17 protein-coding genes and 1 tRNA gene are annotated in these 23,062 nt (G+C 64.2%); 4 read left to right on the top strand and 14 right to left on the bottom strand.

The features are described from left to right. Nucleotides 1–171: 171 nt before the first annotated feature. Entirely contained in the window at nucleotides 172–1,059 is an 888-nt protein-coding gene (gene htpX / locus C7440_RS17800; RefSeq protein ID WP_116519414.1) for a protease HtpX, read from the top strand. A gap of 229 nt (nucleotides 1,060–1,288) precedes the next feature. Here the strand turns inward: htpX and C7440_RS17795 are convergent, their stop codons facing one another. Together C7440_RS17795 and polA are read right to left on the bottom strand one after the other, a co-directional pair. Then, nucleotides 1,289–2,074, bottom strand: coding sequence for a dienelactone hydrolase family protein (locus C7440_RS17795; protein WP_116519413.1), 786 nt, complete (start codon nucleotides 2,072–2,074; stop codon nucleotides 1,289–1,291). A gap of 85 nt (nucleotides 2,075–2,159) precedes the next feature. After that, nucleotides 2,160–4,880, bottom strand: a complete 2,721-nt coding sequence (polA, locus tag C7440_RS17790) for a DNA polymerase I (RefSeq protein WP_116519412.1) — start codon at nucleotides 4,878–4,880, stop codon at nucleotides 2,160–2,162. Here polA and C7440_RS17785 point away from each other — a divergent pair. Further along, complete coding sequence (locus C7440_RS17785) at nucleotides 4,879–5,562, top strand: LOG family protein (protein WP_040548911.1); 684 nt, start codon at nucleotides 4,879–4,881, stop codon at nucleotides 5,560–5,562. The two genes, polA and C7440_RS17785, sit on opposite strands and share 2 nt — an antisense overlap. A gap of 4 nt (nucleotides 5,563–5,566) precedes the next feature. Here C7440_RS17785 and C7440_RS17780 read toward each other — a convergent pair whose 3' ends face one another. Both C7440_RS17780 and C7440_RS17775 read right to left on the bottom strand, forming a co-directional pair. Then, a complete protein-coding gene (locus tag C7440_RS17780) occupies nucleotides 5,567–7,156 on the bottom strand; it encodes a phytoene desaturase family protein (protein WP_116519411.1) in 1,590 nt (529 codons plus the stop codon). Between the two features lie 37 nt (nucleotides 7,157–7,193). After that, nucleotides 7,194–7,973, bottom strand: a complete 780-nt coding sequence (locus C7440_RS17775; protein ID WP_017524255.1) for a cyclase family protein — start codon at nucleotides 7,971–7,973, stop codon at nucleotides 7,194–7,196. A gap of 182 nt (nucleotides 7,974–8,155) precedes the next feature. Here C7440_RS17775 and C7440_RS17770 point away from each other — a divergent pair, with 182 nt between their 5' ends. Continuing rightward, nucleotides 8,156–9,166, top strand: coding sequence for an AraC family transcriptional regulator (locus C7440_RS17770; protein ID WP_116519410.1), 1,011 nt, complete (start codon nucleotides 8,156–8,158; stop codon nucleotides 9,164–9,166). Nucleotides 9,167–9,196: 30 nt separating this feature from the next. On the opposite strand, the gene C7440_RS17765 is transcribed toward C7440_RS17770, so the two are convergent. The 10 genes from C7440_RS17765 to scpB all read right to left on the bottom strand — a co-directional run bounded on the left by C7440_RS17765 (nucleotide 9,197) and on the right by scpB (nucleotide 22,545). After that, nucleotides 9,197–10,732, bottom strand: a complete 1,536-nt coding sequence (locus C7440_RS17765) for a flavin-containing monooxygenase (protein WP_116519409.1) — start codon at nucleotides 10,730–10,732, stop codon at nucleotides 9,197–9,199. Between the two features lie 78 nt (nucleotides 10,733–10,810). Continuing rightward, nucleotides 10,811–11,599: an SDR family oxidoreductase gene (locus C7440_RS17760; RefSeq protein ID WP_116519408.1), complete on the bottom strand. Its 789-nt coding sequence runs from the start codon at nucleotides 11,597–11,599 to the stop codon at nucleotides 10,811–10,813. A gap of 200 nt (nucleotides 11,600–11,799) precedes the next feature. Beyond that, nucleotides 11,800–13,620 (bottom strand): translational GTPase TypA, encoded by a 1,821-nt coding sequence (gene typA / locus C7440_RS17755; RefSeq protein WP_017524251.1) that lies wholly within the window; start codon nucleotides 13,618–13,620, stop codon nucleotides 11,800–11,802. After that, nucleotides 13,617–14,372 (bottom strand): tRNA pseudouridine(55) synthase TruB, encoded by a 756-nt coding sequence (gene truB, locus C7440_RS17750; protein WP_116519407.1) that lies wholly within the window; start codon nucleotides 14,370–14,372, stop codon nucleotides 13,617–13,619. The genes typA and truB overlap by 4 nt, the downstream gene beginning before the upstream one ends. A 36-nt stretch (nucleotides 14,373–14,408) precedes the next feature. After that, a complete protein-coding gene (gene rbfA, locus C7440_RS17745; RefSeq protein WP_017524249.1) occupies nucleotides 14,409–14,822 on the bottom strand; it encodes a 30S ribosome-binding factor RbfA in 414 nt (137 codons plus the stop codon). A gap of 2 nt (nucleotides 14,823–14,824) precedes the next feature. Continuing rightward, nucleotides 14,825–17,743: a translation initiation factor IF-2 gene (gene infB / locus C7440_RS17740; RefSeq protein ID WP_116519406.1), complete on the bottom strand. Its 2,919-nt coding sequence runs from the start codon at nucleotides 17,741–17,743 to the stop codon at nucleotides 14,825–14,827. 65 nt (nucleotides 17,744–17,808) lie between these two features. Further along, nucleotides 17,809–19,293 (bottom strand): transcription termination factor NusA, encoded by a 1,485-nt coding sequence (nusA, locus tag C7440_RS17735; RefSeq protein ID WP_017524247.1) that lies wholly within the window; start codon nucleotides 19,291–19,293, stop codon nucleotides 17,809–17,811. Next, nucleotides 19,290–19,781, bottom strand: a complete 492-nt coding sequence (gene rimP / locus C7440_RS17730; RefSeq protein WP_116519405.1) for a ribosome maturation factor RimP — start codon at nucleotides 19,779–19,781, stop codon at nucleotides 19,290–19,292. The genes nusA and rimP overlap by 4 nt, the downstream gene beginning before the upstream one ends. Nucleotides 19,782–20,101: 320 nt before the next feature. Further along, nucleotides 20,102–21,685 (bottom strand): pseudouridine synthase, encoded by a 1,584-nt coding sequence (locus C7440_RS17725; protein ID WP_116519404.1) that lies wholly within the window; start codon nucleotides 21,683–21,685, stop codon nucleotides 20,102–20,104. A 20-nt stretch (nucleotides 21,686–21,705) separates the two neighbouring features. Then, on the bottom strand, nucleotides 21,706–22,545 hold the full coding sequence (gene scpB, locus C7440_RS17720) for an SMC-Scp complex subunit ScpB (RefSeq protein WP_371743494.1): 840 nt from the start codon (nucleotides 22,543–22,545) through the stop codon (nucleotides 21,706–21,708). 132 nt (nucleotides 22,546–22,677) lie between these two features. Here scpB and C7440_RS17715 point away from each other — a divergent pair. Next, nucleotides 22,678–22,754, top strand: a tRNA-Met gene (locus C7440_RS17715). Nucleotides 22,755–23,062 lie beyond the last annotated feature (308 nt).

The raw sequence follows: 23,062 nt of genomic DNA, 5'->3' as shown, positions 1-23,062 counted from the left end.
CCGCGGCGGGCAAGACGGCGGCCAGGTATCCCAGGAGAAGCCGGCCCGCGGGGCGTTTGGCTCGGCTGCGTTTATTTAAGTTTTCTTCTCGGCGGGCACTTTAAGTCGCACGCGCTGTCTCCATATAATCCCAGACAACTCCAAAACTACAGTTCGCACAGGATACAGCCCATGAAACGCATATTCCTATTTCTGATGACCAACCTCGCCGTCCTGGTCGTGTTGAGCGTCACCATGAGCATCTTCGGGGTCGGGCGCTTTCTTACCGAAAACGGCATGGATCTCGGCCAGCTGCTGATCTTCTCGGCTCTGGTCGGCTTCACGGGCTCGATCATTTCGCTGCTGATGAGCAAATGGATGGCCAAGCGCAGCACCGGCGCGCGCGTCATCGATCCCCAGGCGCCCGCCAATTCGCGCGAGCGCTGGCTGGTCGACACCGTCCACCAGTTGGCTGACCGCGCCGGCATCGGCCACCCCGAAGTCGCCATCTACGAAGGGGCGCCCAATGCCTTCGCCACCGGCGCATTCAAGAACAATGCCCTGGTGGCCGTATCCACCGGGCTGCTGCAAAGCATGACCGAAGAAGAAGTGGCCGCCGTGCTGGGCCACGAAGTGGCTCACGTTGCCAACGGCGACATGATCACGCTTACGCTCATACAAGGCGTGGTCAATACATTCGTGATCTTCCTGGCGCGGGTCGTGGGGTACTTTGTCGACCGCGCGGTGCTCAAGAACGACCGCGACGGCGTGGGCATCGGCTACTTCGTCACCGTCATCGTCTGTGAGATAGTGTTCGGCATCCTGGCCTCCATCATCGTGGCCTGGTTCTCGCGCCAGCGCGAATTTCGCGCCGATGCGGGCTCGGCCAAGCTGCTGGGCGCGCGCGAGCCCATGATACGCGCCCTGGCCCGCCTGGGCGGCGTACAGGCCGGCGAACTGCCCAAGAACTTCGAGGCCGCGGGCATCTCGGGCGGCCGATCCATCGGCGCCCTGTTCGCCACTCATCCGCCCATCGAAGTTCGCATCCAGGCACTGCAGCAAGCCTCGCCCTCGGCCTGACACACGAGGAGGCCTCAAACCGGCCCCTGTACTCTCGCCTGCCGGCGTCAAGAAAGCCCCTACGCCGCGCAGCCTGACGCCTGCTTGCTGCCCCCCCGGGGACAGCATTTGGTCGAGGGTGCCGAGCCTCGGTGCGGCCCGGCGTCAAAAAAGCTGCCCGAAGGCAGCTTTTTTGACTTTCGGCTGGCTCCCCGGAGAGACCAGGGGCACAGACCGCCTGCGGACCGGATCAGAGGTGGGTCTTGAACCACTCCAGCGCCTTGGCCCAACCGACCTTGGCGTCGGCCTCGCGGTAGCTGGGGCGGTAGTCGGCATAGAAGGCGTGCCCCGAATCAGGGTACACGACGATACGGGAAGCCCGGGCGGCCTCGTTGCCCTTGGCCAGCTCGGCCTCCATGCGGCGCACGTCGTCCAGCGGAATGCTGGCGTCTTGCCCCCCATACAAGCCCAGCACGGGGCCCTTGAGCGTTTGGGCGACATCGACCGGATTGCGCTTTTGCAGCGGACCGTGCCCGGTGGCCAGTTTGCCGTACCAGGCCACGCCGGCCTTGGCGGCAGGGTTGTGCTCCATGTACATCCAGGTAAGGCGTCCGCCCCAGCAAAAACCCGTGACGCCCAGGCGCGAGGCATCGCCGCCCCGCTCGCCCGCCCATTTGGCGCAGGCGTCGAGGTCGGCCAGCACCTGCTCGTCGGACACCTTGGAAACGATGTTGGCGACCAGATCGGGTATGGCGCTGTATGCGTTGGGATCGCCCTGGCGCTGATAGAGTTCGGCCGACACGGCAAAGTAGCCCTCGTTCGCAAAACGCCGGCATACGTCGCGTATGTGTTCGTGCAGGCCGAAGATCTCTTGGATGACCAGCACGACCGGCGCATTGGCCTGGTTCTTCGGCCGCGCATAATAGGCATCGATGGTGCCATCGAACGTCGGCAGCTTGAAAGAGCCCTCGTCCAGGCCTTCGGCCGGCGTGTGGATGGTGGTCTCGGCTTGGCCCGTAATGGGTGAAAAAGACATCGGCAACCTCCTTTGAAAATACGTTTGGCCTAGCCCGCCTGGCCTTTGCCGGCCAGTGCGGCTGTCCTTTTAGTGTTAACAGGTCCTAGTGGGCCTGTTCCCAGTTGTCGCCCACGCCCACTTCGGCCACCAGCGGCACCGCAAGCTCGGCCACGTCGCACATCAGGCCGGGCAGTCGGGCGGTGACGAGCTCGACTTCGGTATCGGGCACCTCGAGCACCAGCTCGTCGTGCACCTGCATGATGATGGTTGTGCCAAGCTGCTCGGCGTCGATCCAGCGCTGCACGGCCACCATGGCCATTTTAATCAGGTCGGCGGCGGTGCCCTGCACGGGGGCGTTGATGGCCGCCCGCTCGGCGCCCGCAAGCCGCGGGCCCTTGGCACCGCGTATGTCGGGCAGCCACAGGCGGCGCCCGAACACGGTTTCGACATAGCCCTGTTCGCGCGCCTTGAGCTTGGTCTGCTCCATGTACGAAGCCACGCCCGGATAGCGCGCAAAATAGCGGTCGATGTATGAGCGCGCGGCATCGCGCGTAATGCCCAGGTTGGACGCCAGGCCGAATTCGCCCATGCCGTATATCAGGCCGAAGTTGATCGCCTTGGCGGCGCGGCGCTGCTCGGCGGAAACCTCGGCAAGGGGCACGCCGAAGACTTCGGCCGCCGTGGCCATGTGAATGTCTTCGCCGCGGGCAAAAGCGCTTTGCAGGTTTTCGTCTGCCGACATGTGGGCCATGACACGCAGCTCGACCTGCGAATAGTCGGCCGAGGCCAGCTTGCCGCGCTCGGGCACGAAGGCGCTGCGCACCCGGCGGCCCTCTGCGGTGCGCACCGGAATGTTCTGCAAATTGGGGTCGGACGAGGCAAGCCGCCCGGTGATGACGGCCGCCTGCGCGTAACGGGTATGCACACGCCCCGTATCGGGATCGACCATGCGCGGAAGCTTGTCGGTATAGGTGGACTTGAGCTTTGACAGGCCGCGGTATTCCAGCAGCGCCTGGGGCAGCGGATAATCGCGCGCCAGCTTGGTCAGCACATCTTCGTCGGTGGAAGGTGCGCCGCCGGCCGTCTTGCGCACGACGGGCAGCTGCATGCGCTGGAACAGGATTTCGCCCAGTTGCTTGGGCGAATTCAGGTTGAAGGGCTGGCCCGCAAGCTCGTGCGCCTTCTGCTCGAGCCGCAGCATTTGCTGGCCCAGTTCGTGGCTTTGGGCCTTGAGGGCCGGCACGTCTATCTTGACGCCGTTACGCTCGATGGTGGTCAGTACGCCCGAAACCTGCATTTCAAGCTGGTAGATGTGCTCGAAGCCGGGCTCGGCCGCCACCATGGGCCGCAAGACCTGGTGCAGGCGCAGCGTGTAGTCGGCGTCTTCGCAGGCGTAGATGGACGCCTTGGCCAGCTCGACCTCGTCGAAGCAGATCTGCTTTGCACCCTTGCCGCAGAGCTCTTCGTAGGTGACTCCGGTAAGGCCCAGCCAGCGCTGGGCAAGCTCTTGCATGTTGACCCGCCGATGCGACTCGAGCACGTAGGACTGCAGCATGGTGTCTTCGGTGATGCCGGCCAGCGTGATGCCCTCGTTGCTGAAGATATGCGTGTCGTACTTGGCGTTGTGCAGCAGCTTGGCGGCCTTGGGGTCTTCGAGCCAGGGCCGCAGGCAGTTCCAGACTTCGTCCATGGAAAGCTGGCTGGGGGCGTCGGGCCCGCGATGTGACAGGGGCACATAGCAGGCCTTGCCCGGCTCGACGGCAAGCGAAAGGCCGACGATGCGCGCCTGCATGGGATCCAGGGAAGTGGTCTCGGTGTCGAGGGCGACCAGGTCCGCACTGCGCAGGCGCTCGAGCCAGGCTTGCAGCGTATCGAGGTCTTGCACGGTTTCGTACTCTACCTCGGCCGGCGCCTGGGGCAGCTCGGGGGCGATGCGCGCGTCCTGCTCGGGGATGCGCTGCTCGTCTCCGCTGAGCTCGCGCAACCAGGTGCGAAAGCCGTACTCGTCGTACAGGGCCATGAGGGACTGCCGGTCGGGCTCTTTGGGAACCAGGTCTGCAAGCCCTTCGTCATCGAAGAAGGGAATTTCGCAATCGAGCTTGATGGTGACCAGTTGCCGGGTCATGCCGAAATCGGGAATCGCCTTGCGCAGGTTGTTGCCCGCCACGCCCTTGATTTCGTCCGCGTGCGCCACGAGGTTGTCCAGCGTGCCGTAGGCATTGAGCCACTTGGCGGCTGTCTTGGGGCCCACCTTCTCGACCCCGGGGATATTGTCGACCGTGTCGCCTGTTAACATGAGGTAGTCGATGATCTGGTCGGGCCGAACGCCGAACTTGCGTATCACGCCCTCTACGTCCAACGTTTCTCCGCTCATGGTGTTCACAAGCTGCACGTCTTCGTTCACCAACTGGGCCAGGTCTTTATCGCCGGTCGAGATCACCGTGCGCACGTCCAGCGCGGCGGCGCGCCGCGCCAGCGTGCCGATGATGTCGTCGGCCTCTACGCCCGACACCGCCAGCACCGGCCAGCCCAGGGCCGCCACGATCTTGTGTATGGGCTCGATCTGGGCCCGAAGGTCGTCGGGCATGTCGGGGCGATGACCCTTGTACAAAGGATAAATATCGTCACGAAATGTGCCGCCTTTGGCGTCGAACACACATGCCGCGTAGTCCGCCTTGTAATCCTGAAGCAGTCTACGTAACATGGAAACGACACCATAAAGGGCACCGGTTGGCTCTCCCTTTGCGTTACGCAGGTCGGGCAAGGCGTGATAGGCGCGGTAGAGATAGCTGGACCCATCAACAAGCAACAAGGTTTTTTTCATGACAGTAAATAAAATAGTGCGCGCATCGGCGGCAAAGCAGATTCCCGAGATTATGTCAGAGATGCAGGCCGCCGCCGACACGCTGCAGCAGGTGGGCTGGGGTGTCAGCATTTTTGGCAGCGCCCGCATCAAGCCCGATTCGCCCTACTACGCATTGTCCGAACAACTGGGCCAGCGCCTGGCCCAGGCGGGCCTGCCGGTTATTGCCGGGGGCGGCCCGGGCATCATGGAGGCCGCCAACAAGGGCGCCTTCACCGCCGGAGGCACCAGTATAGGCCTGAACATCAGCCTGCCCCGCGAGACCACCAACAACCGCTACCAGACCCATAGCCTGCAGTTCGAATACTTCTATTCGCGCAAGGCCACCTTCTTCATGCACAGCGCGGCCTATATTGCCATGCCGGGCGGCTTCGGGACGCTCGACGAACTCTTCGAGGTCATGACGCTGGTGCAGACGCGCAAGGTTCCGCCCGCACCCATCGTGCTGATGGGCGTCGAGTTCTGGAACGGGCTGTTCGACTGGATGAGGCAGCAACTGCTTACCCACAAGCTTATCGGCCCCAACGACCTCGAGCTGGTCACCATCAGCGACGATGTCGACGAGGTCATGCAGCATATCGAGGCCTTCTGCTCTGATTACGCCGAGCACCTGGGCCGCGGCGCTGTGCTTCCCACCGAATAAAAAACTATTTGCGCGTCAGCGCCTGGGCAACCAGATAGCCCGAACCACCGCCCAGGCCGGGACCGGGGTGGGTCGAGGCGCCGATATGGAATACGTTCTTGTAGGGTGTTTTATGCGCCTTGGCCCCGTTGGCGCCGGCAAACGGCCGCAGCCAGAAGAACTGGTCGGGCGAGCATATGCCCGAATAAGGGTCGCCCCCGACCAGATTGCAGTTCATGGCCTGAAGATCGCCCGGAGAGTATGCGCGGCGCCCGATGACGAGGCTTGAAAGCCCGGGCAGCACGGTTTCGAGGCGGGCCTGCACGCGGTCGGCCATGGCCTCGCGCACGGCGTCGTTCCACTGGCCGTCTGGCGGCACTTCGATCTGGCCCGCCGCATCGCCCTTCAGGTGCGAAGGCATTTCTTGCAGTTGCAGCCATAGTATCCATTTGCCCTCGGGCGCCCGCGAGGGATCGACCGCAACGGGCTGTCCCACGGCCACGGTGGGCGTGCGCGGCAGCAGGCCGTTATTGGCCTCGGTGACCGACATGCAGACGGATTCCATGCTGTCGGCCAGGTGGACCAGGGGCACCTTGAGCATTTCGGGATCGCGCCAGGGTGCGGGGCCGTTCAGGGCGAAATGGATCTGCATGCAGCCCCGCCCGAAGGCGTAGGCCTGGGCACGGCCGCGCACCGCCTCGGGCGCCTGGGGCAGCAGGCGGCCATACAGCTGGGGCGGGGTAACGTTGCACACAACGGCCTGCGAGGCGGTATAGGTGGTGCCGCCGGCCTTGACGCCCGTGGCGCGATCGCCCGATATGATCACCTCGGTGACATCGACGCCGGTAAGCACCTGCCCGCCATGGCGCTCGATCAGCGCCTGCATGGCTTGCACCAGCTTCTGACTGCCGCCCTTGACCACGGGCATGCCGCCCGCCACCACGGCCGCAAAGGTAAGCTTGCCGATCAGTGCCGAAGTGGCGTCGTCGGGGCCCAGGCCGGTGTGCAGCACCCAGGGGCTGATCATGGCGCGACTAAGATCGGACGAAAGGGTGCGCTGCCCCCAGCGCCGGAAGCTTTCGAGCGATTCGGCGGCAAAACCCAGCAAGCCGTCGTTGCCGCGCTTGCGCCATTCCGAGAACAGCAGGCGGCCCGTTTTCCAGTCGTACGGAGAGTTGCCCAGCAGGCCGAAGGTAAGCGCGGCATCCTTGCCGAACAGCTGGCCCGCCATGGCGCCAAAGGCCTGGCCGTCGCCCGGGGCCACGGCCTCGATGCGGCGCACGGCATCGTCGATGTCCTGGCGCAGGGCAAGCGTGCGGCCGTCGGGCAGGGCCACGCCGGTGGTGTAACCATTGGATACGAACTCGACCCCCAGGCTCGCCAGGTCGTCCTTGAGTTCGGGATAGGCGGCGCCGCCCATGAACAAGGGGTACCAAGAGGACAAGACCTCGTGCTGGAAGCCGGGAAAGAGCTCTTCGGTGCGTATGCACCCCCCTGCCCTGTCGTTGCGTTCAAGCACCAGCACCGACTTGCCCCGTTTGGCGAGCAGCGCAGCGCAGACCAGCGAGTTCATGCCGCTGCCGACTACGATGATCTGGGCTTCGGTCTTGTTCATGCGATCTCCTTTGTTTTTATCGGCGCCGTACCGCGGCTTAGGGAACCAGGGCCAGGACGCGCAGGGGGCTGCCCGAGCCCGCCTGGATCTTCAGCGGCGCGGCAATGATGACCGCCCCGGTGGCCGGAAGCTGGTCGAGATTGTTCAGGCATTGCAGCCCATACTTGCCCGCGCCGTGCATGAGCGTATGGCAGGGATAGGGCACGGGCCAGCCGAAGGCCTGTCCCGCATCGGTATTGATGGTCTCGACGCCGAAACCGTGGACGTTGCGCTCTTTGATCAGCCATTCGACCGCTTCCTGGCTGGGTCCGGGCGTATGGGCGCCGTCTTCGCGCACGTTCACGTAAGAGGCGGGGTCGCTCAGCCGCTTGGACCAGCCGGTACGAAACAGCACCCAGTTGCCCTCGGGGATGCGGCCGTGCTCGGCCTCCCAGGCCTTGAGGAAATCGGGCGTCAATACCCAGTCTTCGTTCTGGCTGACCTGCTCGGTGGCGTCGACCACCACGGCGGGCGCGATGAAATTGCCCGGGTCGATGGTGTCGACTGAGTTATGGGGCAGGTCTTTGCCGGAAATCCAGTGCACGGGCGCATCGAAGTGGGTGCCGGTGTGCTCGCCACAGGTGAAGTTGTTCCAGTACCAGGCGGGACCCGCATCGTTGTACTGCGAGATGGTTTCCATCTTGAAGGCACTGACCTGACCGAATTGGGGTGGCAGCTGCAAAGGCGGGAAATCGGGCGAAAGCGTATGGGTCAGGTCGATGACCTTGAAATCGCCCTTGGCCATGAGGTCGATGAAATTAGAGGTGTTTGTGCTCATTGCGGTCTCCGTCATAGATTTTGTAGGATAAGGATAAGGGTGCTTTGCAATCGGCGCCCCCGGGGTTTTTATGTATGGTTTTTATCGATACTTAGTTTAAACTTAAATAATCCGTGCAGTCATCTGCGCGTTTACGCGCCCTTGGTCCGTATGGTGCGACCGTTCCCTGGAGGTCTGCTTCCATGAACTTGCCGTCCCCACCCCCCATCGCACCCCGCGATGCCCTTGCGCTTCGCCTCTTTCATTCGCACGACCTCGACGAAACCCGCAGCACCGTCAGCAGGGTCTTCAAGCCCCACGATCTCGACGTGCTTGGCAGGCGCCAGAAGCTCGATGCCTTCATGGACCATCTTCCGTTGGGCAAGGCCTCGATCAACCGGCTTTGCTACGGGGCCGACGTCAGCATAGAGCCCGACTGCCTCGGCGACTTCCTGCTGGTGCAGATGCCCATGCGGGGCAGCGCCCAGATCCGCTGCGGCGACCAACAGATCACTTCGGGGCCGCACACCGCCTCGGTGCTTACCCCTTCGCTGCCGCTGCACATGCGCTGGCAAGGCCAGTGCGACCAGCTCATCATCCGCCTCGAACGCGCGGCGCTCGAGGCGGCCTGCGGCGCCCAATTGGGGCACGCCCTGCCCCGTCCCATCGAATTCCAGCTGGGCATGAACCTTCGCAGCCCGCAAGGCGCGGCCTGGCAGTCCCTGGTGCAGTTTCTCGCCTCGTCGGCCTTTGCCGACGAGGCGGCGGGCCACGCCCTTATAGGGCAGCAAGTCGAGCAGCTGCTGGTGGCCACGCTGCTGGCCCAGCACCCGCACAACTACACCGAAGCCCTGGCCCAGCCCGTACAGGCGCCTCCCAGCCATTACGTGCAGCGCGCCGAAGACTACATCCTGGCTCACTATGCCCAGCCCATCACCATCGAGGCCCTGGCCGGCCACGCCGCCATCAGCGCCCGCAGCCTGCACAAGGGCTTCCAGCAGCACAAAGGCATGTCGCCCATGAGCTTCTTGCGCCTGGTGCGCCTGCAGAAGGTCCACGAGCGGCTGCTGCGAGCCCGTGCCCATGCCGAACCCGTCAGCATCACGCGCGTGGCGCTCGAGGCCGGCTTCACCCATCTGGGACACTTCACCCAGGCCTATCGCAGGCAATTCGGCGAAACCCCAACCCAGACGGCGGCGCCCCGCTCTTGCTGAGCCCGCCTTTGCCGCCACCGTCACAAGGCCTCAAACAGCCGATCGCCCACGCAGGTCGGGAGCGTGCTGTTCAGCCGTCCGGCCCCGCATCCGCTGGCGCTTCAACAGCACCCGCGTCACTGACCGATAATCGTTGGCATTGGTGGGCAGCAGCCACTGCTTGAAGCGCGTGAATGCCGATACGTTAAGGCCCATTTCATTCAGCATTTCGTCGATGTTGTGCATCGAGAACGGAATGATGTTGGTGCCGCGCGCATGCTTGCCCTCGGTGCGCTCCTGCATCCAGCGCAGGCGCTTGCGCACATGGGTACGCCTTTCTTCGAGCGGCGGAAGGCTTATTTCCCCCATCGTATAGGCCGCGATCCACAAGGCGGCCACCTCGGCGCTCAGGGGGCTGTAGAACGACGAGTTATAGCCGCAGAAGAACAGGTTGGGAATCTCCAGGGGCTGGATCTGGCGGTACAGCATGAAGTTGCCTTCGTCATCGGTCAGCCTCTGCTGCAGCGCCTCTGAAAAGAAGGGCACCACCTGCTTGAACCCGGTGCCGCAGATCACGATTTCGGCGGGCACCTTGCGGCCGTCGCTCAGTTCGGCTATCGGCTGCCCCCGGTCCTGGCCCAGGCGGACGATCTCGCAGTCGCGCACCACTTCGCTGCGCCCCTCTTCGACCTGGCGATACAGGCTGTCGGTAGCCAGGCTGACCGTGCTGCGGGCGATGCGGTCGAAGGTGCCTTCGGGCACGAGGCCCAGCTTCTCGAGCTTCAACTGGCGCGTTGCGACCGACTGCAGCGACTTGATCATGCTGTCTCGCACGCCCTTGCCGGGCCCGTGCAGGAAGCGCTCGAAGCCCCGCTGCTCGATGTACGGAAACAGGCCCTCGCCCATGCGGGTCAGCATCAGGTACTTGTAGTTGAGCACATTCATGATCTTGCGCGGCATTTTCCACAAAAGCTCGCGGGCGATCACCTTGGTGGACATGGCCACCTCGCCCACGGCCGCCGCCACGTCGCAGGACGACTTGCCGTAGCCCACCACCAACACATGCTTGCCGCGCGCCTGCTCCAGGTCGCGGAAGTCGGACGTCGCGCACAGGCGTCCGCCGGCAGCCTCGAAAGCCTCGCGGCCCTCATACGGAGGAATGAAAGGTTCGGAGAAGATGCCGTTGGCCACCACCAAAGTGTCGGTCTCGTGATCGCTTGTTTCACCCGTCTGCGCATTGCGCAGGGTCAGGCGCCACCCGTCGCGGGCGGTGGGTTCAGCGGACATTACCTCGGTGTTCAGGCGTATGGAGCCGTTAAGGTCGAAATGACGTGCGTAGTCTTCAAGGTACTGCTGCACCTGGGCGCCCGAAGGCCATTCGGGGTAGGACGCCGGCATGGGAAAATCGGTATAGCAGTACGTGCCCTTGTTGTTCTGGGTGCGCAGGCCCGGATAGCGCCGCGTGGCGCTCCACACGCCGCCTACGTCGGGCGCCTTCTCGAACAGGGTCACCTCGTGGCCGAACTGCGACAATACCTTGGCCGAAGCCAGGCCCCCGAAACCTGCGCCTATGATCGCGATCTTCATGTCTGTCTCCTGATTTCTTTTATGTGTCCACCGGCCTTGGCCGGGGATGCCGTGGCCCATGCAGGGCAAGGACGACGCCTACTGCGCAAGCAGCGGAATGGCGGGAACTCCCTGCTCGGGCCCCATGGCGCTGTAGCCGCCGTCGATGGGCAGGTCGGCGCCGGTAATGAAGGACGCCTGGGCCGAACACAGGAAGACCACGCCCTGGGCCACCTCTTCGGGGTCGCCCACCCTGCCCAGCATGTGGAAGGGCGCGGCCACCTTGTCGGTCTTGGCGCGATTGCCCTGCGACAGCTCGTCCATGACCCGCGACCAGGTCCAGCCCGGCGACACCGAGTTCACCCGTATGCCGTCGCCGGCCAGGTCCATGGCCATGCTGCGCGTCAGTTGCGCGACCGCGGCCTTGCCCACGGGATACAGCCAACGGCCCGTCTGGGCGACCTTGGCGCTGATGCTGCTGAAGTTCACGATGGCGCCGCCGCCCCGGGCGATCATGTGGGGCCGACATGCCTTGCTCATCATCACAGCGCCCACCACGTTCACGGCCAGGCTCTGGTTCCAGTCCTGGCGGGTCGATTCCAGGCCGTCGTCGACATAGCTGCAGGCCAGGTTTACGAGAATATCCACGCCGCCGTGCGCTGCAACGGTGCCTGACACGCAGGCCTCGATCTGCGCGTCGTCGGTGATGTCGGTGGCGATGAAGCGTGCGCCCTCGCCCAGGCCGGCCGCCACGCGCTCACCGCCCTCTTTATCGATATCGGCAATGACCACCCGCGCGCCGCCCGCATGCAGTGCCGCGGCAACGGCCGCGCCGATGATGGTCGCGCCGCCGGTGACGATGGCCACCTTGTCCTTGATTCCGTCCATGGTCTGTCTCCTTTCCCGTTACGGTGGAACGGGCTGTTTTTTGATTAAGGATTGTTTACAGACCATTATGGACAGCTGAAGCGCGGCGGCTATCCCGCAAGCGCCCTTTGCTATCCGGAAAGCGCAGCCCTACGATAAAAAAATGGCACGACTCGCAAGCCGTGCCATTTTTTCTGCGGAATCGCAGCGCTTTCAGCGACTCAAGCGCCTTCGCGCATGGCGCGGCGTCGCTCGTGCTCCTGCAGGTGGCGCTTGCGCAGGCGTATCGATTTGGGCGTCACTTCGACCAGTTCGTCATCCGAGATGAACTCCACCGCATATTCCAGCGTCAAGCGGATGGGTGGAACCAGATCGATGTGCTCGTCCTTGCTGGTAGTGCGGATATTGGTGAGCTTCTTCTCTTTGATCGGGTTCACGACCAGGTCGTTGTCGCGGCTGTGGATGCCAATGATCATGCCCTCGTACAGCGCCTCGCCCGGGCTCACGAACATGCGCCCGCGGTCCTGCAGCTTCCACAGCGCATAGGCCACCGCGGCCCCGTCGTCCTGGCTGATCAGCACCCCATTGCGGCGCTCGCCCACGCCGCCTTCGCGCATGGGGGCGTAATCGTCGAAAATGTGGCTCATCAGGCCCGTGCCGCGGGTAAGCGTCAGGAACTCGCCCTGGAAGCCAATCAGCCCGCGCGCCGGAATGCGGTATTCGAGGCGGGTGCGTCCGCGCCCGTCCGACTGCATGTCCAGCAGATCGCCCTTGCGCCGGCCCAGTTCTTCCATGACCGAGCCCTGGTGCCCTTCTTCGACGTCGACGGTAAGCAGCTCGTAGGGCTCGTGGCGTACGCCGTCGATTTCCTTGAGCAGTACCTGGGGACGCGAAACCGCCAGCTCATAGCCCTCGCGGCGCATGTTTTCGATGAGGATGGTCAGGTGCAGCTCGCCGCGGCCCCGCACCTCGAAGACCATGTCGTCGGCCGTGGGGTTGACGCGCAGCGCCACATTGGATTTCAGCTCGCGCTCGAGGCGGTCGCGCAGCTGGCGGCTGGTCACGAACTTGCCCTCGCGCCCTGCCAGCGGCGAAGAGTTCACCATGAAGTTCATGGTCAGCGTGGGCTCGTCGATGCGCAGCATGGGCAGGGGTTCGGGAGCCGCAGGGTCCATGAGCGTGCAGCCGATGCCAATGTCTTCGATGCCGTTGATCAGCACGATGTCGCCCGCCTCGGCCTCGTCGACCAGTTGACGGTCAAGGCCCTTGAACTGCTGTACCTGGTTGATGCGGCCCTTGAATGGCGCGCCTTCGGGGCCAAACTGGACAGTAACGTCCTGGCCGGCGCGCACCCGCCCGCGATTGACCCGGCCGATGCCGATCTTGCCGACGTAGCTGTTGTAGTCCAGCGAGATGATCTGCAGCTGCAGGGGCGCCTCGGCGTCGTCTTCACGCTGGGGAACATACTTGAGTACGGCGTCGAACAGCGGTCGCATGTCGCCGCTGCGCACATCGTCGGTCAGGCCGGCAAAGCCCGACAGCCCCGAAGCATAGATAATGGGGAAATCAAGCTGCTCTTCGGTAGCGCCCAGCTTGTCGAACAGGTCGAAGGTGGCGTTGATCACGTAGTCGGGGCGCGCGCCCTGGCGGTCGATCTTGTTGACCACCACGATGGGCTTGAGCCCCAGCGCCAGCGCCTTGCGGGTTACGAAGCGGGTCTGGGGCATGGGGCCCTCTACCGCGTCCACCAGCAGCAACACCCCGTCCACCATCGACAGCACGCGCTCGACCTCGCCGCCGAAGTCGGCGTGGCCCGGGGTATCGATGATGTTGATGTGAGTACCTTCGTACTCGACCGCACAGTTCTTGGACAAGATGGTGATGCCGCGCTCTTTCTCGATGTCCCCCGAGTCCATCACCCGTTCGGACACCTGCTCGTTCTCGCGGAAGGTGCCCGATTGGCGAAGCAACTGGTCCACCAGGGTAGTCTTGCCATGATCGACGTGGGCGATGATGGCTACATTGCGCAAAGCGCGTTTCATAGTTGATCCTTTGATTTGAGATTTTCCGGCCACAAGCCAGGGGGCAGGTCCTGGGGCGCGATCAGCACGGATTGGGGTTCGGACATTTGCTGCAGCGTCTCCAGGCCCACCCCGTCGTCGAGCCGGAACGGCCCGACCTGGGTGCGCCGCAAGGCGGCAAGATGGGCGCCGCAACCCAGCGCGCGGCCGATGTCCTGTGCCAGGGTACGGATGTAAGTACCTTTGCTGCAATGCACCAAAACACGTGCATCACGGCCGTCGAAACTTAGGAGCTCCAGGCGATATATCGTCACCTGCCGGGGCGGGCGCTCGAGCTCGATGCCCTGCCGCGCATACTCGTACAGCGGCTTGCCGTCGCGCTTGAGCGCCGAATGCATGGGCGGGATCTGCTCGATGGGCCCGCGGAACTGCTCCAGCACCGCCTCGAACCGCGATTGTGCGACAGGCTCGGCGTCGGACGGCTCTTGAAACACAATATGGCCTGTCAGATCGCCCGAATCGGTTTCCTCGCCCAGGCGCACGGTGGCTTCATAGACCTTGTCGGCCTCGAGCATGGCCGACGAAATCTTGGTGGCCCGGCCCAGACAGCAAACCAGCAGGCCGGTCGCAAAGGGGTCGAGCGTACCGGTGTGCCCGGCCTTGCGGGCATCGAGCGCCCGCTTGGCCCTTTGCAGGGCGTGATTACTCGACAAGCCTTCGGGTTTGTCCAGCAACAAGACACCATCGAGCATCTGCCCGCGTCGGGAAGCCATCGTCTCGTCTCTCTTTGAACAGCAACGACGGCTCCATCAGGAGCGCTCGTCGGGGTCCTCGGGTTCGGCCGGCTCGGAAGCGGAATAGCTTTGCGGCCGGTTCGCCTCGTCGATAAGGCGCGAGAGCTCGATGCCCCGCACCAGCTGCGCATCATGGACGAAGTGCAATGTGGGCACGGTATGGATGTGCAGCATCTTGAACAGCAGCGAATGCAGCCATCCGGCCTTTTCGTTCAGCGCCGCCTGGGCGGCCTCGGGCTCGGCGCCCATGACCGTGAAGTGAACCTTGGCATGGGCGTAGTCGGCCGACAGATCCACGCCGGTAAGGGTGACCAAACCGGCACGCGAGATGTCTATTTCGCGCTGGATGAGGCCGGCCAGATCCTTCTGGATCTGGTCGGCCAGCCGCGTATTGCGGCCCGGATTCGGTTTGGACTTGTGTCGACCCATTTTTACAGCGCCCGCGCAAACTCTTTGATTTCGAAGATTTCAAGCTGGTCGCCGACTTCGATATCGTTGTTGCCCTTGAGGGTGATACCGCAGTCGAAGCCCGACTTGACCTCTTTGACGTCGTCCTTGAAGCGGCGCAGGGAATCGATGTGGCCTGTCCAGTGCACGACGTGATTGCGCAGCAGGCGAACCTGCGAGTCGCGGCGAACGACGCCGTCGGTGACCATGCAGCCGGCGATATTGCCGATGCGCGACACGCTGAACACCTCGCGGATCTCGACCATGCCGATGACTTCTTCACGCTTCTCGGGCGCCAGCATGCCGGACATCGCGTTGCGCACATCGTCGATGGCGTCATAGATGATGTTGTAGTAGCGCAGGTCGATGCCATTGCTTTCGGCAAGCTTCTTGGCGCTTTGCTCGGCGCGTACGTTGAAGCCGATGATGACGGCATGCGAGGCGATGGCCAGGTTGACGTCGCTTTCGGAAATGCCGCCCACCGCCGCGTGCACCACCTGGACGCGGACTTCGTCGGTGGACAGCTTGAGCAGCGACTGCACCAGAGCCTCTTGCGAACCCTGCACGTCGGTCTTGACTATGAGCGCCAGCGTTTGCGTGCCCTCGCCGATGTTGTCGAACATGGACTCGAGCTTGGCCGCCTGCTGGCGCGCCAGCTTGACGTCGCGGAACTTGCCCTGGCGGAACAGCGCGATTTCGCGCGCCTTGCGTTCATCGGCCATGGCAATGACCTCGTCGCCCGCCGCGGGGACTTCGGTAAGGCCCTGGATTTCGACCGGGGTGGCGGGGCCGGCGCTGTTGACCGGCTTGCCGTTCTCGTTGAGCATGGCGCGCACACGGCCGAAGCTGGCGCCGGCCAGCACGGCGTCGCCGCGCGACAGCGTGCCGCTTTGCACCAGAATGGTGGCCACGGGGCCGCGGCCCTTGTCGAGCCTTGCCTCGATGACGATGCCCTTGGCGGGCGCATCGATCGGGGCGGTGAGCTCGAGCATTTCGGCCTGCAGCAATACGTTCTCGAGCAGATCGTCGATGCCCTGGCCTGTTTTGGCCGATACCGGCACAAAAGGCACGTCGCCGCCGTATTCCTCGGGCACGACCTCTTCGGCCACGAGCTCTTGCTTGACCCGCTCGGAATTGGCTTCGGGCTTGTCTATCTTGTTGATGGCCACGACCAGCGGCACACCCGCGGCCTTGGCGTGGTGGATGGCCTCTTTGGTTTGCGGCATGACGCCGTCGTCGGCGGCCACCACCAGAATGACGATGTCGGTCGCCTTGGCGCCCCGCGCCCGCATGGCGGTAAACGCTTCGTGGCCCGGGGTGTCGAGGAAGGTGACGACGCCGCGGTCGGTCTTGACGCTATAGGCGCCGATGTGCTGCGTAATGCCGCCCGCTTCGCCGGACGCAACCTTGGCGCGGCGGATATAGTCGAGCAGCGAGGTCTTGCCGTGGTCGACGTGGCCCATGACGGTTACGACCGGCGCGCGCGGCAGGGCCTCGACTTCGCCCAGCTCGCTTTCGGCGACGTCGAGGAAGGCCTCGGGGTCGTCGAGCTTGGCTGCAATGGCGGTGTGGCCGAGTTCTTCGACCACGATCATGGCCGTTTCCTGGTCAAGCACCTGGTTGATAGTAACCATCTGGCCCAGCTTCATGAGATGCTTGATGACCTCGGCCGCCTTGACCGACATCTTGTGGGCGAGATCGGCCACCGTGATGGTCTCGGGCACGTGCACTTCGCGGGCGATGAACTCGGCGACCTGAGGCTCTTTGCGCTCGACCTGGGCCTGCTTGTTGCGTCCGCCGCGGGAACCCTTGCCGGACTTGCCTCCAGCCCGCCAGCCGTCGCGGCTGGGGCTGGACGGCGCCGCATCGGCGCGCGCAGAGGGCTTCTTGCGGCCGCTGTCGTCGCTCCAGGCCGTGGAGACCTCGGAACCCTTGACGGTTTTCTTGACTTCACCGGCCTTGGCGTCTTTCTTGGCCGCCCCTTTGCCGGCGGGCTTGTGCAAAGTGCCCGACAGGCCGGGCTGCTCGGGCTCGGGCGCCTTGAGCACCTTGCGCGGACGGCTGAGCATCTGGCGCAAGGCTGCTGCCTCGGCCTCGGCGGCACGGCGTGCGCGCTCGCGGTCTTCGTCGCGCGCAGAGCGGTCGTCTTCCTGTGATGCTGCCTGGGCAGGCTCCGGCTGGGCTTCGGCGGTTTCGGCCGGCTCGTCGGCCACGGCCTCGGGGGCGGCTTCGCCGACCTCGGCTTCGGGCTCTGCATGCTCGGGCTCGGACGCCTCGGGCGCGGCGGCTTCTGCCGGCTCGGCAGGCGTCTGTTCGGGCTCTGCGGCCTGAACCGGCTCGGCCTTGGCGGCTTCGGGCTCGACAGCCTGAGGCTCGGCCTGTACGTCGGGGGCCTGCGCGGCTTCGGGCGCTTCGGGCACGGGCTCGGCGGCCTGCTTCGCGGCCGGGGCCTCGCTGGCCTGGGCGGCGCTTTCGATCGCCGCGGCAGGCGCTTCGGCCGACGGGCTGGCCTGCTCGGCCGGCGCTTCGATCTCGGCGGGCAGCTCGGCTTGTTCGAGTTCGGCCTTGGCAGCCTCTGCCTTGGCGGCTTCGGCCAGAAGTTCGGCCGGATCGCGCTTGACGAACACGCGCTTCTTGCGCACCTCGACCTGGATGGTGCGCGAACGGCCCGAACTGTCGGCCTGGCGGATCTCGGAGGTCTGACGGCGGGTGAGCGTGATCTTCTGTCCTTCGGAGGCCCCATGGGCGCGCCGGAGGGACTCGAGCAGCTTCGCCTTGTCTGCGTCGGTGACCCCATCGTCAACCGACTGGAGTTCAACGCCAGCGGCACGCAACTGCTCAAGCAGCACGTTGGCAGGCATTTTCAGCTCGACTGCGAACTGGGCGACGGTGTTACTCGACATTCGACTCTCTCTTACTTACAACTGCGTTTTCAATGAATTGGCGGCTTAGTCTTGCATGATCACACTCATGCTTCGTCGCCGAACCAATGCGCCCGCGCCTTCATGATGAGGGCGCTGGCCGCTTCTTCGTCCAACTGGGTGATTTCCGAAAGCTCGTCGGTGGCAAGCTCGGCCAGGTCGTCCAGGGTATAGATGTTGTGCTCGCCCAGCTTTACGGCGAGATCGGGCGTCATGCCTTCGAGCTCGAGCACCGCCGGGTCGACCTTTTGCACCTGCTCTTCCTGGGCAATGGCTTCGGTAAGCAGCGCATTGCGTGCCCGGGCACGCAGCTCGTTGACCGTGTCTTCGTCGAAGGCGTCGATTTCGAGCAGCTCTTGGATGGGCACGTAGGCGATTTCTTCGAGGCCGGTAAAGCCTTCGTCGATGAGGATGTCGGCAACCTCTTCGTCGACGTCCAGCCGGGTGATGAAGGCCTGGCGAAGCTCGGAGCGCTCTTCCTCCTGGCGATTCTGGCTTTCTTCGGGCGTCATGATGTTGATCTGCCAGCCGGTCAGCTCGGACGCCAGGCGCACGTTCTGTCCGCGGGCGCCGATGGCCTTGGGCAGGTTCTCGGAATCGACCACGACATCCATGGCGTGCTTGTCTTCGTCGACCACGATGGAGTCGACGTGGGCAGGCGCCAGCGCGCCGATGACGAACTCGGCCGGGTCGTCGGACCACAGGACGATGTCGACCTGCTCGCCGCCCAGCTCGTTGCGCACGGCGGTAACGCGCGAACCCCGCATGCCCACGCAGGTGCCGATGGGGTCGATGCGCTTGTCGTAGGCCACGACGGCGATCTTGGCCCGCACGCCGGGGTCGCGCGCGGCCGCCTTGATCTCGAGCAGGCCCTGCTCGATCTCGGGCACTTCGTTTTCGAACAGCTGGCGAATGAACTCGGGCGCGGTGCGCGACAGAATGACCTGCTGGCCGCGGGCCGTGTGATCGACCTTGTACACCCAGGCGCGAATGCGGTCGCCCACGCGGATGTTTTCTTTGGGAATCATCTCGCTGCGCGGCAGGCGGGCCTCGATCTTGCCCGTTTCGATGATGACATCGCCCTTGTCCATGCGCTTGACCGAGCCCGAGACGATGGTCTCGCCACGCTCGAGGAAGTCGTTGAGCACCTGCTCGCGCTCGGCGTCGCGAATGCGCTGCAGGATGGCCTGCTTGGCCGCCTGGGCGCCGATCCGGCCGAATTCTTCGGGCTCGAGCGGCTCTTCGATGTACTCGCCCACCTGGATGCCGGGCACGATCTCTTGGGCGTCGGAATAAAGCTCTTGCTGATCGGGCTCTTGCAGGCCCGCATCGTCGGGCACGACCAGCCAGCGCCGGAAGCCCTCGTGGGCACCGGTTTCGCGATCTATGGATACGCGGACATCGGCTTCTTCCTTGAAGCGTTTTTTCATGGCGGAAGCCAGCGCGTTTTCCAGTGCGCCGAACACCACTTCGCGCGCCACATTTTTTTCACGCGCCAGGGCGTCAACCAATAGAAGAATTTCGCGACTCATCGCTTTTTACCCTTGAAATCAAGAACAGGATCCAATTTGGCACGATCGACATCGTCGAAGGTGAAGTTCAATACCTTGACCTCGCCGGACTTGCCCTCGGGCTCGAGTTCGAGCCCGAACTCGAGAGCGGAGGCCTGTTCGTCGGCGCCTTCGGGGGCATGCAGCATGCCTGAATAGACCTTGCGGTTGTCGACGGGCCGGCGCAGCCGGATTTCGACGCGCTGGCCGGCAAAACGAAGGAAGTCGGCCACGCTTTTGAGGGGACGATCGACCCCGGGCGAACCGACCTCAAGGCGCTTGTAGTCGATGTTTTCGACCTCAAACACGCGCGAGAGCTGTTTCGACACCTGCTCGCAGTCTTCTATGCGTACTCCGTCGGCCCGGTCTATGGTGACGCGCAGCAGCCCAAGGGGTGCGCGTTCGACATCGACGAGCTCGACATCCATGCCTGCCAAGGCCTGTTGCGTCAGTACGAATAGATCTGCCATAAATTCAAAAAAAAAGGGCTGTCATCCAGCCCACTATTGTTGCACCCCACGAGCCTTGCCGATACAAGGGCAAGGCGCCGGGTGCACTAGAAATGTGCCGCTATATTCAGTGTTGTCTTTCAGACCGCGTCAAAAGGCCTGAGCCTCTAGGGTGCACCATGAGGGTCGCACCACTAGCGGCCTGCGCCACTAAGCCCTCATTGGCAAACCATCGCAGCAAACCACCACCGCAAACACATATAGCTGTAAAGCCCTATATTCTAACAGAAAAGGGGCAAAAGCTTGTGGTTTCTCGCGAACTTACCTTAAAAGCGGGCGATCTAGCGGCCGCGGCCGCCAATAACGCCCAGCCGCGACTCGTGGGCCGATGCGCTGCGCGGCTGCCAGTCGTCGCCGCGAGCCTGGCCCTTGCCGCGGCCCCCGGCCTTGGCTTCGCCTGGCCGAGCGGCCTTGCCCGCAGCCGCCTTGCCCTTGCGTGGGGCTGTACGCCGCTTTTCGGGCGCCTGCCCCTGGCCGCCTGGCGCCGCCTTGGCTGCCGGGGCCGCCTTGCGGCGCCCCTTGGGCTTCTTGGCGCCGGCCTCGGGGTGCCCATTGGGCAGCCCGCCACTGAACATCAGGCCTGTGCCGTAGGGGTCGGAAGGAAAGGACTGGTTGGGAGCGCCCTTGGTCTGCCGCCCGCCCGCCAACTTTCCGCGCCGGCTTATGCGGGCGCCATTCAGGCCGTTGCGCTCCATGGTGCCGAAGCCGGGTGGCAGCGCGTTCTCGTTGGACACAGGCTGGCGTGCCTTGCCGCGCCCCCGTCGGCCCTCGCCACCTTCGCCGTCAGGATTGATAAGGCCCAACTGGACCATCAGGGCGGTAACCAGGGTGGAGTCGAGCTCTTCCCAGCGTCCGCGGCGCAGATTGCGCGGCAGCACGACTTCGCCGAAACGGGTCCGGATGAGGCGGCTGACGGTTACGCCGGCCGATTCGAACATGCGCCGCACTTCGCGGTTGCGGCCCTCGTGCAGGGTGGCGCGATACCACTTGTTGCTGCCCTCGCCCCCCAGGTATTCGAGCACGCCGAACTTGGCCAGCCCGTCATCAAGCTCTACACCTTCGACCAGGCGGGCCTGTTGCTCGGGCGTCAGTTCGCCCAGCACCCTGACCGCATACTCGCGCTCGGCGCCGTAGCGGGGATGCATGAGACGGTTCGCCAGGTCGCCCGAGGTCGTAAGAATGAGCAGGCCTTCGGTGTTGAGGTCGAGCCGTCCGACGGACAGCCACTTGCCCACCTTGATCTTGGGCAGGCGCGCGAACACCGTGGCGCGTCCCGCCGGGTCGTCATGGCTGACGATCTCGCCCGCCGGCTTGTGGTACAGGATGATGCGCGGCGGCTTGGAGGCATTGGGACGGGTGATCAGCCGCCCATTGACCCGGACCTGGTCCTGCGCCCCCACCCGCTGCCCGATGTGGGCGGGCTCGCCATTGACCGAGACCCGGCCCGCCACGATGAGCTCTTCCATTTCGCGGCGCGAACCGATGCCGGCGTCGGCCAGCACCTTGTGCAGCTTGGGCGTTACAGCATCGCTGCTGAGATACTTGCCCAGCCGCTGCTCCATCTTGGCCGCCTTGTCGAGATAGGCCAGCGCCTGCTCGGTTTCTTTTTCGGCCACAGCCTTGGACGCCCCCCGCGAGCGCTGGACTCGCGGCGCGGGGCTGGCGGGCTCGGGCGCAGGCGCCTCGGCGCCCTGGGCGGCTGCCTCAGCGGCGGCGTCGCCGCGGCGGCGGCGAAATGGAGTACGCAACTTGCGTCCCCTGCCCCGGCCCGCGCCAGGCTTGCCTTCGGCGGCGCCAGCGGCGTCGGAACCAGGGGTTGCCTGCGACTCGTTCTCGGTCGCGGCGGAATGTTCTGCTTGATTCATATTGTCAGAAAAGCTCCGTATCAATCTTTTTCGTCATATTCTTGTTCTGCGGCCATGTCTTCGTCAGGCTCGCCCGCAACCCGGGCCTCGGAGGCCGCGATTTCATCCAGGGCCTCAGCGCCCGTGGCGATTTCGCCGGCCCTGCCGGCCGCACTTGAGCCAGGCGTTTCAGCGAAGGCTGGATCCGCCTCGGAAATCTCGGCCCCGGAAACCATTGCCGCGGGCGAAGCTTCGGCTTCGCTCTCAGGCTCGGCCCCTGCCTCGGCTTCCGTATCATTGGCCGCGGAAGCGGCTTCGCCTTCGGGGCTCGCTGCATCAGCAACGGCGCCTTCTGCATCGCCAGAGGTTTCAGCCATTGCCTGCGACACTTCTTCGAAATTCAACCCCGCCAGGGCCGCGACGCCCTCGTGGGTTTCGAGCTCGGGCAGTTCGTCCAGGGCCTTAAGGCCCAGGTCGTCGAGAAACTGGCTGGTGGTGCCCAGCAAAGCGGGGCGGCCAGGTGCGTCGCGATGGCCAAGGACCTCGATCCAGCCTCGTTCTTCGAGGGTCTTGACGATCTGGGACGAGACCGTGACCCCGCGGATGTCTTCGATGTCGCCCCGGGTAACGGGTTGACGCCAGGCGATGATGGCAAGGGTCTCGAGCACAGCCCGTGAATAGCGCGGCGGCTTCTCGGGGCTGAGGCGCTCGAGATAGCGCTGCATTTCGGGCCTGCTTTGAAACCTCCAGCCGCTGGAAAGGCAAACCAGCTCGAGACCTTTGTCGGCCCAGGCCTGTTGAAGCGCTTCGAGGTGTTGGCGCATGGGGCTTCCACCCGGTGCGGATTCGCCGAAAAGCATGCCCAATTGCTCGACCGTCATGGGTTCGTCGGCGCACAGCAGGGCCGCCTCGAGTACTCGTATTATCTCTGATTCTGTCATCAAGTTGCATGGCAGCCCGGGCCGCCTAATTTGCATTGCAGGAATAATTGGGTTAATATTCTTTTTCTCAGACGCGGGGTGGAGCAGTCTGGCAGCTCGTCGGGCTCATAACCCGAAGGTCGTAGGTTCAAATCCTGCCCCCGCAACCAGAATTCAAGATGGGTCAAGCGCACAAGCACTTGGCCCATTTTTGTTTTGGTACGCTGCAAGAAAAACACACGAAATAAAGACGGCTGCGACAAAGACACCCGCGACCAAAACATGCGCAATACGAGCACCTGCGCGGACACCTGCGACGCGGGCCGCCCGGCAAAAGCCCCCGCCTTGCCTTGAAGGGCCCACTGCAGCGCGTGCGATACCGCCACGCCGGCCGGCGACAGCGGGACGGCGCGTGTACAGGAACCACATCCTATCGAGAACATATTGGCCAAATAGCTTTCAGCGTAGAGCTTTTTTG

It is taken from the genome of Pusillimonas noertemannii (genome assembly GCF_003096595.1).
GTDB lineage: Bacteria > Pseudomonadota > Gammaproteobacteria > Burkholderiales > Burkholderiaceae_B > Pusillimonas > Pusillimonas noertemannii.
Note: the sequence above shows the minus strand (reverse complement) of the source record. Positions and strands in the feature narration are given on the sequence as shown.